The organism is Laspinema palackyanum D2c (assembly GCF_025370875.1).
GTDB classification, from domain to species: domain Bacteria; phylum Cyanobacteriota; class Cyanobacteriia; order Cyanobacteriales; family Laspinemataceae; genus Laspinema; species Laspinema palackyanum.
Genome location: NZ_JAMXFD010000041.1, coordinates 1 through 16,344, shown reverse-complemented (window position 1 = coordinate 16,344; position 16,344 = coordinate 1). Strand labels below are relative to the sequence as shown.

The 16,344-nt window shown below is 48.7% G+C and carries 11 protein-coding genes; 4 read left to right on the top strand and 7 right to left on the bottom strand.

Features of this window, described 5'->3' with window-relative positions:
• Nucleotides 1-55 precede the first annotated feature (55 nt).
• Entirely contained in the window at nucleotides 56-1,318 is a 1,263-nt protein-coding gene (locus tag NG795_RS26610) for an endonuclease/exonuclease/phosphatase family protein (protein ID WP_367291625.1), read from the top strand.
• A 63-nt stretch (nucleotides 1,319-1,381) separates the two neighbouring features.
• Here NG795_RS26610 and NG795_RS26605 read toward each other — a convergent pair whose 3' ends face one another.
• From NG795_RS26605 to NG795_RS26590, 4 genes are all read right to left on the bottom strand, one after another.
• On the bottom strand, nucleotides 1,382-1,582 hold the full coding sequence (locus NG795_RS26605) for a hypothetical protein (RefSeq protein ID WP_261208479.1): 201 nt from the start codon (nucleotides 1,580-1,582) through the stop codon (nucleotides 1,382-1,384).
• Between the two features lie 100 nt (nucleotides 1,583-1,682).
• Nucleotides 1,683-2,246 (bottom strand): peptide deformylase, encoded by a 564-nt coding sequence (def, locus tag NG795_RS26600; protein ID WP_367291624.1) that lies wholly within the window; start codon nucleotides 2,244-2,246, stop codon nucleotides 1,683-1,685.
• A 162-nt stretch (nucleotides 2,247-2,408) separates the two neighbouring features.
• Nucleotides 2,409-5,831 carry a Calx-beta domain-containing protein gene (locus tag NG795_RS26595; protein ID WP_367291623.1) on the bottom strand — a complete coding sequence of 1,141 codons (3,423 nt, stop codon included), beginning with the start codon at nucleotides 5,829-5,831 and terminating at the stop codon, nucleotides 2,409-2,411.
• 920 nt (nucleotides 5,832-6,751) lie between these two features.
• Nucleotides 6,752-9,172, bottom strand: coding sequence for a sucrose synthase (locus NG795_RS26590; protein ID WP_367291622.1), 2,421 nt, complete (start codon nucleotides 9,170-9,172; stop codon nucleotides 6,752-6,754).
• A gap of 659 nt (nucleotides 9,173-9,831) precedes the next feature.
• On the opposite strand from NG795_RS26590, the gene NG795_RS26585 reads away from it, so the two are divergent.
• Together NG795_RS26585 and NG795_RS26580 are read left to right on the top strand one after the other, a co-directional pair.
• Nucleotides 9,832-9,954 (top strand): hypothetical protein, encoded by a 123-nt coding sequence (locus tag NG795_RS26585; protein WP_367291621.1) that lies wholly within the window; start codon nucleotides 9,832-9,834, stop codon nucleotides 9,952-9,954.
• Nucleotides 9,955-10,193: 239 nt separating this feature from the next.
• Complete coding sequence (locus tag NG795_RS26580) at nucleotides 10,194-10,529, top strand: WGxxGxxG family protein (protein ID WP_367291620.1); 336 nt, start codon at nucleotides 10,194-10,196, stop codon at nucleotides 10,527-10,529.
• A gap of 493 nt (nucleotides 10,530-11,022) precedes the next feature.
• Here NG795_RS26580 and tkt read toward each other — a convergent pair whose 3' ends face one another.
• The 3 genes from tkt to acpP form a co-directional block, all read right to left on the bottom strand.
• A complete protein-coding gene (gene tkt / locus NG795_RS26575; protein ID WP_367291619.1) occupies nucleotides 11,023-13,053 on the bottom strand; it encodes a transketolase in 2,031 nt (676 codons plus the stop codon).
• Between the two features lie 260 nt (nucleotides 13,054-13,313).
• Nucleotides 13,314-14,564, bottom strand: coding sequence for a beta-ketoacyl-ACP synthase II (gene fabF, locus NG795_RS26570; RefSeq protein ID WP_367291618.1), 1,251 nt, complete (start codon nucleotides 14,562-14,564; stop codon nucleotides 13,314-13,316).
• A 60-nt stretch (nucleotides 14,565-14,624) separates the two neighbouring features.
• On the bottom strand, nucleotides 14,625-14,873 hold the full coding sequence (gene acpP, locus NG795_RS26565) for an acyl carrier protein (protein ID WP_367291617.1): 249 nt from the start codon (nucleotides 14,871-14,873) through the stop codon (nucleotides 14,625-14,627).
• Nucleotides 14,874-15,347: 474 nt separating this feature from the next.
• Here acpP and NG795_RS26560 point away from each other — a divergent pair, with 474 nt between their 5' ends.
• Nucleotides 15,348-16,253, top strand: coding sequence for a CoB--CoM heterodisulfide reductase iron-sulfur subunit B family protein (locus NG795_RS26560; protein WP_367291616.1), 906 nt, complete (start codon nucleotides 15,348-15,350; stop codon nucleotides 16,251-16,253).
• Nucleotides 16,254-16,344: the final 91 nt, after the last annotated feature.

Here is a 16,344-nt window from a genome sequence, read left to right as displayed (position 1 = left end):
AACTTACTCCGAGGTTTAAGCCCTAAAAAATATGGATAGATTTATAATTACCGGCATGACTGTTACTATTCCTGCGTTACTTCTTTTTCTCAGTATTCAGGCTACTGGAAAAACGGGAAATTCAGCAATTTTGTCGGGATTACAGAACTTAGGAGGGCCGTTTAAATTAGTGGGAGGTTTGTTTGTGTTAGTGGGAGTGGGTTTAGTGGTTAATTGGGTAATTAATTACTGCCTTGATACAGTTGCGATAAAAATTTATCAGAAACGCAGACAATTAGAAACCGCCGATAAACTTTTAACAGAAATTGACCGATTACCTCTTTCATACCCTTTAAAAATTCAACTCAAGTGGGTTGTTTTACACAATGAAACTCAAAAGTTGACAGAACTTCAATTTTTAGGAAGACATGGGGTTAAAGTAGGGGTTTGTGGATTAATTTTGCTTTCTATATTGGGATATTTGGGCCAGTTTTTCTATCTCCTAGATTTGACTTCTCATTTTAAGTTACAATATTTGATAGGGGGAATAATTGGATTTTTTTATTTTGCTTTTAAACGGCGTAAATCTTGGATTATTGTTAGTTTAATTTGTATTGTGCTAAATTTAGCAGAAATTGCGCCTTGGTACTGGCCCAATCCCGCGATCGCCACCCCGGTTCAATCTTCAATTCCCCTCAAAGTTTTACAGTCTAACCTTTTATTTCAAAATAAACAGTACGAAAAACTCCTAAGTTTTGTCCGCCAAGAAACTCCCGATATTGCTGCATTTATGGAGGTTAAAACAGAATGGAAGGAACAGTTAGAAACCTTACGGGATATTCTGCCTTATGCCGTATTAAAAGGAGATATAGCTTTATATAGTTCCCTCCCCTTAACACGAGTTTATGAGAACAGTTTAGACTCCCAAAAACGAGGAGTTATCGCCCAAATATCGTTTCCGGAAAAAGTCTTATCTATTGTGGTTGCGCATACTAATATTCCCCTCTCAAAAAACCTATTTAAAAAGCGAAATCAGCAGTTAGAAGCGATTGCTGACTATGTAGCCCCTTTAAACAATCCAACCCTAGTTGTAGGAGATTTTAATATTAGCCTATGGTCTCCTATTTATAAAAAATTTGTCAAAAATTCCAACCTTAAAAATGCCCGTTCAGGGTTTGGAATTATGCCCACTTGGCCTAGCCTTAACCCCCTGCTTTCTATCCCCATCGATCATTGTTTCGTAAATCGAGAGATTCAAGTTTTAAACACTCGAAAAGGACCTAATATTGGCTCAGATCATCTACCCCTGGTGACAGATTTAGGAGTTTTAAAGGAGTAGGGTAGAGAGGACCTACCCTACCTTAAAAAGTAGACTCCCTAAACCCGACGAGAGAGGGGCAAATCAGCTAGAAGACCTCGCGTCACGCACTGCAGCTAAGAAGAATAAAACCACACTAGGAACGCTAACGGCCAAAATGATAGTAGTGGCGACTGCACCGAGTTCAGGTTGTCCGGAGGAGAGTTCAAAAATTGAACCCACCGAGGCGATCGCTGCAACACAGGAAGCGCCAAGAAAGAGGGAAGTTTTGGGAGACATGAACATGAGAAACCCTGACCAATAAAGGATGACTACAGTATTACTAGGTGACAATTGAAGCGGTGAAAAAACGGTTAACCCTTAATAGTTAACCGTTGGCTCTTCCCTACAGCATGGATTTAACGTCTTTCGTCGAGAATCCTTGTTTGGTCAGTTCTTCAGTGAGCGCCAACTGATTTTCCACGCGATCGACAAAGAGTACACCATTGAGGTGATCCATCTCATGCTGAATGCAGCGCGAGACAATCCCTTTCGCCGTCATTTTTTGAGGACGTCCCCGTTCATCTTTATAAGCCACTTCGATAATTTCGGGGCGTTTAACATCCAAATAAACCCCGGGAATACTGAGGCAGCCTTCTTGATAGGTGCATTCATCGCCGCCAAATTTCTTGATCACGGGATTAATCAGGACAAGGGGGGGAGTTGCAGCGTTTTCCAAATCACAGTCAACAACAATCACTTGTTTTTGGACCCCGACTTGGGGTGCCGCCAATCCAATCCCATCCGCCGTGTACATACTTTGGAGCATTTCCCGCACCAGTTGGCGGATATCGGCATCCACTTGAGCCACGCGCTTGGCAGACTGACGCAGATCGCGATCGCCGAGATAACGAATATCCCGAGGTGGATGCTCTAACTTTTTCTTTTCGACAAGAACTGGAGAAGTCATGAACTTAGGGGGTGCGGTTTCCGGCTAGGTTTTAATCTAGGCTTGTTATTTCGATCTTAACCTATTGATACAAAAGCCGCAGAGTCTCCCCTTCTCAAGGTTGGGGAGACTGGGGCTAAATGGGGCAGGGTTAACGGGCGTTAACCCCAATCGACCCTGTTCTTAGTTTAAGAACAGCAAATTGCCCCGAGGAGCAAACCCTAGATCGTAAGCTGCTCCATCTACTAACTGAATCTCAACCACCTTGGCAAGGGCATCATTCGGATTGTCAATAGGAGTGAACGGAACCAACACCGAACTTTGTCCTGCCGTAAAGTTAAGGGTGAGGGGTAATGCCGTATAGTCCGTACCAGGTACAGCCGTCCCGGCGACAGTATAAGTCACCGCCAAGGGGATAGCTTTATCGCCAAACCGGATAAATTGGAACTGGTTACCTGTAGGAGGGTCAGCCAAGACATCGGCAGCCCGTCCCACTACACTGATTTGGGGAGTCTCATTATCTTCAAGAGTAACAACACTCTGGTCTTGTCCCTCTTTCAGTTGATAAACCTGGGTCGTATCCGTGGACCCTTGGAGGGTTAGGCGGACGCTTTCATCGGGTTCTGCATTGTTATCATCCAAAGCCCGAACCGTAACGTTGACCGAGGATTGACCATCTGGAATCACGGCTTGCCCAGTCAACTGGTCATAATCTACACCATTGGTGGCGGTCCCGCCACTTCCATAATTGACGGTCAAAGCTCCCGAGGTGATCGGATTACCCGCACTATCTTCTCGCGAGATGGTCAAGACAGTCTGAGGGGTTTCTCCTTCCTTAATCCGTCCAGTGGCTGGACTGATGCGGACAATCGGTGAGTCATTATCGATTAGGAGAACTTGCCCTTCTTTTTTGTCACTGGCGATGTTGTAATCAGCCGTTTCATTCAGGATGACCTTAATGAATTCATTCCCTTCGGGCAAATTGTCGTCAGTCGGATTGATGTTAATGGTAGCGGTGGAAGTTCCTTCGGGAATGAAGACGGTATTGCTCCCCAAGGTGAAGGCGGCATTATTTAAGAAGGCATTGTAGTCTTGACCCTCGACTGCTGCTTGTGGATCGGTGGGTTGTGCCGGTGGGGTGGTATCCACCCGATAGGAAACCGTTAAACCCCCGGCAGGAGCATTGACTGGAGCACCATTGGCATCTCGCAGGGCGATCGTAAACGCCCCTTCTCGGGTGGCCGGGGCTTGCAGGTCCCCCTGGGCCGATTCAAACGCCTCATTTCCCGGGGGAGTCACCTCAATACTGACAACCAGTTGATCAATATCTTCAATTTGCAGGGGTGCTGGAGTGGTACTGACTTGTACCCCACCTGTGGGATTGGTCAAGGATAAGTTGACGATTTTGAGACCATCCAGTTGCGGTGTCCCGCGTAAAATGGCCGTAGGTGGGAGTGTAATGGTTTTAGTTGCCGTTTCCCCATCCGCAAAGGAGACGCGAACCGGAACTGCCGCAAAATCCTCTCCCAAAATTCCCGGTTGGGCGGGTGGATTTGTACTTGCTGAACCCGCTGCCAGAGTGATATCCGCGCCTACGGCACCGCTGCTGCCATTGACTCGACGGACCTGGACTTGTCGGACCAGGGTTCCATCTTCTTTAACTCGGAAACTCCCTTCCGCTGGAATGACAAACTCTAACTCTCCTGGATTATCATCATCGATAATTTCGACCGTCGCGGTAGATTGGCTGCCTAAAATTGCCGTACCTGTGAGATTGGCCAGTTGTAAGCTAATCGTTTCCGTAGCTTCGGCGAGGGTATCGTTAACAATGGGAATAGTAACCTGTTTGGCGGTGGTATCTCCCTCTGCAAACTGGATAGGAACGGGGAAAATATTGCCATAATCATCTACCGCTGTTGCAGTTCCCGGATTGCCTTGAAGAACCACATCGACCGTAATCAACCCTTCGCTACTATTGCCGCGAGTCACCGTGACTAGCATCGCTTCGGGAGTACCATTTTCATTAATTCGGTAGGTGGCATTGCTAAATTGAATGACACTCTCCTCGGGTTCGGGTTCGGGTGGCGCTGGGGGTCCCGGGATTACGGGAACATTGACAATCGGAGGGGTGGGGATGGCTGGGAGTGGCACGGCCTCCGGCGGTGGCGGTGGCGGTGGCGGTGCGAGTGGGGGTAGGAAATCATCCCGGGTAATGGCGCTGGCACTGACATTTTGTAAAATGGTAACGGTGCCGGTGAGGCGATCGAGAATGAGGGTATTGAGAGTGCCGGTGGCATCAAATTCCTCGCGGATGTCGAGGTCTTCAAAGGTGATGCGATCGGCTAAGAGGAGGAAATCTTGCCCATCGTTGAAGTCGGTAATTAAGTTTCGCGTTTGTTGCAGAAATCCTAATCCAGGGGAAATTACAAATTGGTCCGACCCTTGGCCGCCGGTGAGGGTATTGTTGCCGACTCCACCGAAAATGACATCATTGCCTTTATCACCAAAAAGCTGGTCATTTCCATCGCTGCCTCGAATGGTATCGTTATCTTGACCGCCGTAAATGAGATCGTCTCCCGAACCGCCGTCGAGGAGATCGTTCCCTTCGTTGCCTAGGAGTAGGTCATTGCCTTCACCCCCATTTACGAAGTCATCGCCGAGATTGCCAAAGAGGACATCATTTCCTTTGTCCCCAAACAGTTGGTCGTTATCTTGACCCCCGTAGGCGGTATCATCGCCTTGACCGCCATAGAGGATGTCAGCGCCTTTGTTGCCAAAAATGACGTCATTGCCTTCATTGCCAAAAATGATGTCGTTGCCGACGCCACCGTAGGCGGTATCATTGCCTTCCCCGGCGTAGAGGACATCGTTCCCGCCCGCCAAAACTTCGGCAGTGAGGTCGTCACCGTAGAGGATGTCGTTCCCGGCACCGCCTACTAATAAGTCGCTGCCTTCGTTGCCATTGAGGATCTCATCCCCTTCTTCCCCGTAGAGGGTATCGCTGCCGAGACCGCCCGCAATGTTATCGTTGCTGAGACCACCATAGATGAGGTCGTTGCCACCGTCACCGGAGAGGAGGTCATTCCCCTCATGACCGATGATGAGGTCGTTGCCTTGGCCGCCATAAATGGTGTCGGTCCCCCCTTCTCCATCGAGGGTATCATCGCCTTGGTTGCCGAAAATTAGGTCATCGCCGATGCCGCCAAAGATGATGTCGTTGCCAAATTCTTCTTCAAGGGAGAGTCCCTCTCGGGTGAGGTCTCCGTAGAGGACGTTGTTGCCAGAGACCCCGCGAATGATGTCGTTACCGGGACCACCGGCGATCGTGTCGTTGTCTTGGTTTCCCAGGAGGCTATCGTTGCCTACATTTCCATAAAGGGTATCGTTCCCGGCATTGCCAACGATGGTATCGTCGGCGAGGGAACCAATAATCGTATCATCTCCAGCTTGGCCTTGGATGATTTGCAGTAAGGATAAATCTAAAAAAATCCCCTCTTCCTCTAAAGTTCGAGAGGATTCTAGGGGATCGCTTTCATCTAATCCGGGAATAGAGGATCCTGGAAGATGGTTCGCCTGGGGATTGTTCGGGTCGCTAATTTCTGCCATTTTGGGAATTCTATCTACAGAATAGTTTGGGTAAATACTAAACTCATCACTCGGAGTTTTTCAAGACCGATCGCTCGGCTTAATCATCAAAAAGTAGCGGTTGTCATGGATTATCTACATTGGCGATCGCTCACTACTATTCAGATGCACTAAAAAAGATATTTTTAATAAAACTTGCACCCCCTCCTGTTTTTGCAATTGTGTTTTTACAATGCACGCATTCCGTCTAATTGGACAATAGCAGTGCCTTATTGAACCGACGATGAGGAACCCGAGAATCATGGGCTGGCCCCATTTTTGATGGAAATATACCCTTAGCACCATAGACCAAGATTTACTCAATGTAAATAGTAGTCCTTGGCTAATTTTGGGGATCTGATAGGATACCCCTGGGTTACTCTCTTTTATTTATGTTGAGTCACGGGATCTCAAACGACCCCCTCCCGTCCGCTTTTAAATACCCAGTCACAAGAAGGCACAAGTGATTTTTCTGGATCCTTCTGGATTCGGAGCAGAGCCAGTTGTTTTGGATTATACCCAAATTTACCCAAATTGCTATCACTGGCCGCTCAAAAACTGAGGCAAGACTCGATTTTTTGGCGGTCAGGCTTTTATGGAAATTTCAAAATACTTTAGTGAGAACGAGACTCTCGAATTTCAAGCCAAGTCGGAATGGGGAGGGGGGGTTAATCGATGATGGATCTGCTCGAACCTGAAGGGGTGATGAGGGGAGAGGCGGTAAGAGCATCGTGGTAGGGGACCGGGATACATCCGGGGGTAACGGAAGAGGGGATTAAACTTGAGAATTAAGAATTAATCTAATCAATCTGATTAGAGTTTAATTCTTAATTCTCAAGCTTTAAGACTCACCCCTTCAAAAGAACTTGAATGGTTATCTTAGGAAAAGTTCAATGCCTGCTCTATCGGTTCCGGTGTTCCGCCAATAACGCCTGAGCACGGGGCTTGTAAACCAGATAAAATAACGCCTCTAAGTAGCGCAACATATCCTCACGGTTTTCCTTGGAAGTATAATTCCAGAACCCGTAAATTTTAGAAAGGGACAACAAGCGGGTGGTATGAATTTTCCAAGTATAGGTGGTGTAAACCCGCTCGATCGCCCGTTGGGAAATTTCATCCCAATAGTGGGGATTTTGCTCATGTTTGGTCACAAAGTCCAGCAGCTTTTCTGCGGTTTCTTCTAAATTCGTCGGGTTGATGTAGAATCCATTCACTTTATCCTGAATGATTTCTAACGGACCCCCGAACTGGGTGGCAAAGGTCGGCAACCCAGAAACCATCGCCTCTAAAATCGTCAGACCAAAAGCTTCAAATAAAGCCGGTTGCACAAAGATTCCCTTATGGTCACCAATCACCCGATACAGTTCCCCAGAATCGCTCTTAGAAAGTCGAACTCCCAACCAGCGAATCTTATTATACAAATTGTACTGCTCAATGATGCCATACAATTTTTGCATTTCGCTGATTTCTTCGGTGTCCGTAGACTCCTCCGTTCGCAATTTACCGGCAACCAGAATCAGATTACAGCGTTCTTGCAATTCAGGACTCCGGCCAAAACATTCCGCTAAACCCGTCAGATTTTTAATCCGGTCCAATCGAGCGACGGAAAACAGAATTTGTTTGTTCGGGTCTTCCAGTTTTCCAAAAACTTGAGCGGGGTCATCCACAGTAAAGAGCAATTCTTCCAGTCGTTCCCGATTGGATGGGATGCGGTCTTCGGTGCGGGTGTAGGGAAAATAGACCGCTTCATTCACCCCTGGGGGAACAACGTTAAATTTAGGAGAAAATAACTCGATGCCGTTGACCACATGATAGAGATCCGGCATGGTAAAACAGGCGTAGGATTCATACTGACCCACACTATCCGGGGTTCCCACAATCTCTTGATAGGTGCTGCTAACAATAAAATTAGCAGCATTCATGGCGATCAAGTCGGCGGTAAACTGGAGAGAAAAGTGATATTGAGGATCAAGGTCTTGCCAGTAGAGGTTACTAAACAGATACTTAGATTTTTCTAAGGCATGAGCGATGTTGCACTGGGTGACTTTTAGGCGACGTGCTAACAGGAATGCCACTAAGTTTCCGTCAGAATAGTTGCCGACGATTAAATCGGGTTTGCCTTGAAATTCAGCCAGGAGTTCTTTTTCGGCATCAATGGCGTAGGTTTCTAAATAAGGCCAGATTTCAAATCGAGAAATCCAGTTTTGGGTCATGTTAGGATTCTGTTCACGGAAGGGAACTCGCAGAATCCAGCCATTATCTGTGCCGTGAATTTTTTCGAGGCGTTCGTTACAGCGAGTGCCATCGGCATTGGGGATTAAACGGGACAGGACGATCACTTTCGGATGAACGCCTAATGTATCCAATCCGCCGAGTTTAAATTCTTCTTGCAGTTGTTTTTCTAAGCTGCGGGCTTGATCTAGGACATAGACGACTTGACCGCCGGTGTCCGGTCGTCCGAGCACGCCTTCTTGACCAAACCACCCATGCACGGACACGAGGACGATGCGAAAGATCATGGGAATCCGGGAGATGAAGGATTCGAGGACGGCATCGTTGGGGGAGTCGATCAGTTCGTCGAGGATTTCTAGGGTGTCGCGGACACGACGGGCAGTATTTCCCCATCCGGGTTCAAATCCTAGGACTTGCAGGTCGAACCGGAAGTTTTCAAACGGTTCCTCGGGGGGCCGATCGCCCACAAAGGAGAGGGCTTCTTTGACTTTCTGAGACAATTCCCTCCGGTTTTTAATCCGTTGGTTGATCAGTAATTGTAGCCCGTTATATTGATGCAGGTTCAAAAATTCATACAGCAGTTCCAGGGTCTGCTGTGGATCTTGAAACAACTTGCTCGACAGGTAGCGATTGAGGAACTGAACTCCTTTACCGATGTTTTTGGGGTCGCGAATGGTGGGGGAGTAGTCGTAAAAGGGGGCGAAGTCGAGTTCGAGGACATCGCCGTCGTTGGGGTGGTGCTGATTGACCAGGCGATCGCGCAAATCGAGCAATTCCTGCACGGTCATGGGTTCTACGGTGAGGTCCTCTAAGATCCGAAAGATTTCCTGAGAGGCAATCTTAGGCCGGATAATCATGCAGAGGCTTTCGTTTTCCAGAATGATTTCCTGGGTATATAAAATCAGTTTTCCTAGATAGGAAGATTGATAAAAATCTGAGGGCTTTTTATGGTTTGTGCAGTAATCTGAGAAAGCTCGGACGATATCATTTCTCAAAAAATACTGCTGCCCTGTGGTGCGTAATTCGCTGGCAAACTGACGCAGATCGATTTTTTCGTCACATTTTAGGACGGATTGTATCAAGTCTGACATCCAATACTCCTTACTAAGTTCGACAAGTGAATGTGCTTTCACTCAAATTAAAGGTCACAACTATCTCGATCGCCTCTATCTGTAGAGGAAGATATCTCCCGATCAAGACCGGATAGTGTGGATGAAGCACGATCAACTGTTTGTTTATTATACCCGATCGCGGACAAGGGGTCTCGGTTACTGAGGTGATGGGGTCCCCTTAAGTGCCGCTTGGCGATCGCGTTTGGAGGAGGCTAAGTCGAGTTGAGCTTCAGGAAATCCGGTTCCTAATGGGCCTATCTTGGCGGATAGAAGGGGATTTTCCCATAACTGACTGCACCCGTTGTCTGCTTCCCCGGATCGGATGACTGTTATGTTTCCCCCAAGTTGTCCGGGAAAATTCCGGCCACTTATATTAATGCCTGCTCTTTCTACATTGATAAGCAACGGGCCTAAAACCTGGGTTGTGGTGGCCCAGCCTACTTGATTACCCTTTTAGATTTTTTTTATCTATATTTGATGACATAGCAACCCCCGCTGTTATCTGAGACTACAGGCCATCTTGGGGTGATTCTCCGTTTTCAACCCCTAATTTTTATCGGATTCCCGTTTTTGTAGTGATATCAACCCTCGTGGGGTTTAATCTTGGGATGACCTCGGATGTGAATGGAAGGAATTTCTTGAGGGGTTTAAATCCCTGGGAAAATTTCACCGAAATCAACAGGTCCTCTTTGGTGGCGATCGCGCTCGTTTCTAGCCTTTTAATGCAACGAGGAGAAACCCTTGCCGGGACTGCTGTGTAAACCCTAGAATCCCGATTTTACTGGGCGATCGCCAGACCTATAGCCAGAGCCTCCTTCTGTCTCCCGCTTTAAGTTTGAGGGTATTTTCCTAAGCTATATACTGTGTTTTCCCCCTTGTCTATTTCTTCAGGAATAACTGGGTTCCAACAGAGTTTACATCTAAAGATTGATGCGGCTTCCTGTGATTGTAGATAGATTGGTTACAAGCAAGCAAGCAATGTTTAAGGAGACTCCTTTTTATGAAGAGTTCTAAATTGTCCACAATTTTAAGCGCCACTGTTCTCAGTGCAGGTTTAGCTATCGCCCCTTCCATTTTACCCGCCTCCGCTCAAATGAACCCCGGAACTCAAACAAACCCGGGAACTGACACCCAAGAGGTTTATGAGACCCGAGAAGGGACTCGAAGCGTCGAAGAAGAGAATGATAATGGAGATTGGGGCTTACTAGGCTTGTTAGGCTTACTGGGTCTGGCTGGTTTAGCCGGTCGTAATCGCCAGGAATCCCCTACTTATTATGCCGATCCCGCTCGCGATCGGGAAGAAGTAGCAGGTCGCTCCTCTACAACTTATCGCTAAACCTACAAAAATCTGGGAATTTTGGCCTAAGCTTTAATCAAGTTATAAATGCGGTAGCATCTTGTCTGATGTTACTGCATTTTGTTTCTGAGGGGACTGGTCCAGAGGGTTGCATCTGAATCAAAATACCGGCTTTCTGATTTCCACCTTATACTCCATACGGTACTGATAAGTCTATAAAAACCAGCGGCGTCAAGCTATATTTGTAGGGGCCTGCACATCGAAGCCCCTACAATCCGTTTTTATAGACCTTTAAATACCGTATGGAGTATTAGAGTTTAACTGACCGGATTGTTCACCAACCCGAATTGAATCAATCCGGTTTTCAAAGGTCCAAAAATGGCAGGTTTTTGAAGAACATTCGTGATCCTGCATCGGGGCTGGGAAAGACATAATCAATAAAAAGGCTCCCTAAGATTAGAGAGCCTTTTTATTGTATAGCACCAGGGGGTTGTTCCAGGAAACAATCCCCTACGCTTCTTGTAGGTTATACTTAGAGCGCCGAGGCTTTGGACACAATATTATCCACTGTATATCCAAACCGTTCCAACGCCACCTCACCCGGAGAGGAAGCACCGAAGCGATCGACACTGATCGAGGAACCTTGATCGCCGAAGTAACGATGCCAGCCATAGCTGGAACCGGCTTCTACCACCAGGCGTTTCTTAACTGCTTGAGGTAGGACAGATTCACGATAGGCTTCGTCTTGCTCGTCGAACAGTTCACAGCTTGGCATGGAGATAACGCGGACTTTCTTCCCTTGTGCACGGAGCTTTTCAGCGGCTTCGGCGCAGAGATAGAGTTCGCCACCCGTTCCGATCAAGATGACATCCGGAGTGCCTTCGCTATCGGAAAGAATGTAGCCACCTTTAGCAACGCCTTCGATGGAGGTTCCTTCCAGGTTCGGCAGGTTTTGGCGAGACAGGGCCAAGAGGGAGGGATAGGGATGATCCGCACCAATGCCTTTGGCTTTTTCCACGGCGACTTTGTAGGCACCGGAGGTTTCGTTGCCATCTGCCGGACGCAGCACGATCAGGTCAGGAATGGCGCGCAGCGAGGGGATATGCTCAATGGGTTGGTGAGTCGGGCCATCTTCACCCAAGGCGATGGAGTCGTGGGTCATCACCCAGATTACCCCAGCTTGAGAGAGGGCGGACAGACGAATGGCACCGCGCATATAGTCGGTAAACACCAGGAAGGTGGCACCGTAGGAGATTAAACCGGAACCATGCAGGGCGATACCGTTGCAGATGGCACCCATGCCATGTTCGCGGACGCCGAAGCGGATGTTACGGTTTTCGTAGGCACCTTTTTGGAAATCTTTGGAAGATTTCAGTAAGGTTTTGTTGGAGGGGGCTAAGTCAGCGGAACCGCCGATCAAGTCGGGGAGGACTCCGGCGATCGCATTCAAGCAGACACCGGATTGGTTCCGGGTGGCATCGGCTTTCTCACCGGGTTGGAAGGTGGGGAGGGATTTGTGCCAGCCATCGGGGAGTTTGCCACTCATCATCCGTTCTAAGTCAGCAGCTTCTTCGGAATACTCGGCTTTGTAGCGAGTCCAGAGGCTGTTCCATTCTTCTTCATATTTGGCACCGCGATCGACGGCTTTGCGGAAGTGACCGAGAGCATCTTCGGGGACTTCAAACGGGCCATAGTTCCAGCCGAGATGGTCGCGAGTGGCTTGGACTTCGGAAGCACCGAGGGCTGCACCGTGGACATCATGGCTGTTGGCTTTGTTGGGAGAACCGAAGCCGATGGTGGTGGTGACTTTGATTAAGGTGGGCTTGTCGGTGACTGCTTTGGCTTCTTCGATCGCCTTGGCAATGGCATCCAGGTCGGTGTTACCGTTTTCGACGTGGAGGACGTGCCAATTGTAGGATTCAAAGCGCTTGCTGACATCTTCGGTAAAGGAGATGTCCGTGGAACCATCAATGGAGATGTGGTTGTCGTCGTAGAAGGCGATCAGTTTACCGAGTCCCCAGTGACCCGCCAAAGAGCAGGCTTCGCCGGAAATCCCTTCCATGTTGCAACCATCGCCCAAAATGACGTAGGTGTAATGGTCAACGATGGTGAGGTCGGGTTTGTTAAATTTGGCGGCGAGGTGGGCTTCAGCCACAGCCAAACCGACAGCATTGGCAATTCCTTGGCCGAGGGGTCCGGTGGTGACTTCGACCCCTTCAGTTTGGAAGTTTTCGGGGTGACCCGGGGTTTTGGATTCCCACTGACGGAATTGTTTGAGGTCTTCTAACTCTAAGCCTCTGTAGCCCGTGAGGTAAAGTAGGGCGTACTGGAGCATACAGCCATGTCCAGCAGAGAGGACGAAGCGATCGCGGTTAAACCACTTGGGGTTTTTGGGGTTGAACCGCATGAATTTATCCCACAGGACGAACGCCATTGGCGCTGCACCCATTGGTAAACCGGGGTGACCGGAGTTGGCTTTTTCTACCGCATCGATCGCCAGGAAGCGGATGCTGTTGATGCAGAGTTCTTCGAGAGATTGTTTGGTTGGAGCAGATACGGCCATAGTTTCTTTTGTGTAAATGAGGGTCGATTGTCTAAGGTTAGTCTGGTAATGCAGGGCGATTTGGGGTGATGAGCTGTTGTCAACTCCTGGCGATCGCCTCAAACAGGTTATCCCATGATCCCATTACCCGGATCGATGGGCAAGGGTAAAGTGACAAGGAGTTAATCTATAGAATGAAACCCGCTATCTGTGGGCTTAACCGTTCAGGTGAAACTCAAAAATAAACTTCATCCGGCAGGCAACCTTGTCACCTTAACCCTTTACTGGTATTTGGCAAAGGCTAGGGTGACGTTATGTCCCCCAAACCCAAAGGAATTGGAGAGGGCTACATTCACCGGGCAATCCCGGCTGTGATGCGGCACATAATCGAGATCGCACTCTGGATCTGGATTCTCTAGGTTAATCGTCGGGGGCACTTTATCATGGGCCACTGCCAGGACGGTTGCCACCGCTTCAATGCCACCAGAACCCCCTAGCAAATGCCCGGTCATTGACTTTGTAGAGCTAACTGCTACCTTGTAAGCGTGTTCTCCCAAAGCGTTTTTAATCGCGTTGGTTTCGGTCTTATCGTTGGCAGCGGTGCTGGTGCCGTGAGCATTGATGTAGCTCACCTGTTCCGGTGTGATTCCGGCATCTTTCAGGGCGAGTAACATCGCTCGTGTGGCCCCTTCACCACCGGGGACGGGGGAGGTCATGTGATAGGCATCACAGGTCATGGCATAGCCTACCATTTCCGCATAGATTTTTGCCCCTCGTGCCAGAGCGTGCTCCAGTTCTTCGAGGAGTAAAATGCCCGCTCCTTCGCCCATCACAAATCCATCGCGATCGCGATCAAACGGACGGCAGGCATGAAGCGGATCATCATTCCGGGTAGAAACCGCCCGCGCTGCTGCAAACCCGGCAACCGATAGCGGTGTCACTGCCGCTTCCGTTCCGCCACAAAGCATCGCTTGAGCGTATCCGCCTTGAATGAGGCGAAAGGCATCTCCTACGGCATTGGAACCGGCTGCACAAGCCGTGACGACACAAGAATTGGGTCCCTTGGCTCCGGTATGAATGGCAGTCAAACCTGCTGCCATATTGGCGATCATCATCGGAACCATGAATGGACTGCATCGGTCCGGTCCGCGATCGAGGTAGATCGTTTGCTGATCTTCCATCACCTTCATGCCACCGATGCCATTGCCGATGACGATACCCACTTGCTCTGCGTTCAAGTTATTAATCTCGAAACTTGCATCGGCGATCGCTTGCTTACTCGCGGCGATCGCAAACTGAGCAAATCGATCCATGCGCTTGGCTTCTTTTTTTTCCAAGTAATCATGGGGGTCAAATCCTTTCACCTCACCGGCAATCCGGCAGGAATGACTCGACGGATCGAACAGGGTAATGGGACCAATGCCATTACGTCCACTCAACAACCCTTCCCAATATTCCTGTAAGGTATTGCCGATGGGCGTAACCGCACCGAGACCCGTAACAACAACTCGTTTTCGTTCTAAGCTGGTCATGATTGCTGTATCTCTTGCTGCCACACCAAACACGCAGAATCCAGGTGAAAGCAGTCTGCTTTATGCTTTTGCTGCAACTTGGCTCTCGATGTAGTTCACTGCCTCTTGGACAGTGGTAATTTTTTCTGCTGCTTCGTCAGGAATTTCAATATCAAAGTTTTCTTCTAATGCCATCACCAATTCCACGGTATCCAGGGAATCAGCGCCGAGGTCTTCGGCAAAGCTGGCGGATGGGGTGACTTTATCCCCTTCAACTTCCAGTTGTTCCGTAACGATTTTCTTGACTTGGGAAAAAATGTCTTGACTCATGGGGATGTCCTCTTTGAATGCAGCAAATCATAACAATGGGGGTGGGGCGGGGCGGTTCTAACCTGCAATTGTCCCTACCCTGGTTTGTCGGTTCCGGCCCTTAGTCGTTTCTAAAACTCCTATGCCCGATGACTGGCTCAAGGCCGTTTTCCCATCTTATCTGAAAGATGCATCACCCACACGGGATTTCTTAATGTTTTCTTTGCTTCGCAGAATGCCTATTTTTTTTCAACTGATAATTGATTCCTGACCTAGGGTCCTTTGTCATTTGTCCTTTGTCATTTGTCATTTGGATTGTGCAATACTCACCGACGGAGGACCGAGGACCAAGGACCAATGACCCTTCTAAAATTAAGCAGCAATTAAGAAAGGGCAGTGTAGCACCCCAGGCCACATCATAATAATAGAAGAAGCGATCGCCTTGAGCTTACTTGCGGCGATCGCCCCCAACGTCCTCTCAACTGTGCCACTGCCATGCCATCAGTTACCCTCAAATACGCTTACTTTCCCGGCTGTGTTGCTCAAGGCGCTTGCGGCGAACTCTATCAATCCACTGCCGCATTAACTAAAGCCCTCGGCATCGAACTGTTGGAACTCAAAAAAGCCTCCTGCTGCGGTTCCGGCACCTTCAAAGAAGATTCTCGCCTCCTAGAAGATACGGTCAACGCCCGCAATATTGCCCTCGCGGAACAACTCAATCTCCCCTTACTCACCCATTGCAGCACTTGTCAAGGGGTTATCGGTCATGTGGATGAGCGTCTCAAAGAGTTCCAAACCTCGGACCCCGCCTATCTCAACCAGATTAATGGATTACTCCAAAAACAAAATTGTGCTCCCTACCAAGGCACCACGGAAGTCAAACATCTATTATGGGCCTTAGTCACAGACTATGGACTCGATGAACTCCAAAAACGAGTCACCCGCAAGCTCAGTGGACTCAAATGCGCCGCATTCTATGGCTGCTATCTCCTGCGCGCTCAAAAAACAATCCCTTACGATGACCCCTACCAACCGGAATCAATGGAAAATGTATTTCGGACCGTAGGAGCCACTCCAGTCTATTATCCGGGACGCACTCAATGCTGTGGCTGGCCCCTATCCAGCTATGCTACAGACCAAGCGTTTCAAATGGCGGGAAACCATCTGGATGAGGCGATCGCTGCCGGTGCCGATTGTTTAGTCACCCCCTGTCCCCTCTGTCATCTCAATTTAGACTCCCGGCAACCGGAAGTCGCTAAATTCATGGGTCACAAGTTAGATCTGCCGGTCCTCCATCTCCCCCAATTGGTCGCCTTAGCGTTAGGCATCCCCCCCAAAGCCCTCGGGTTAGATCGTCATGTAGTCTCCACGCGATCCGTCTTAGAAAAATTGGGCCTCTAAATCTTAGTTCGTAGTAACGACTTCAGTCGTTCTCTTAGTTCGTAGTAACGACTTCAGTCGTTCTCTTAGTTCGTAGTAACGACTTCAGTCG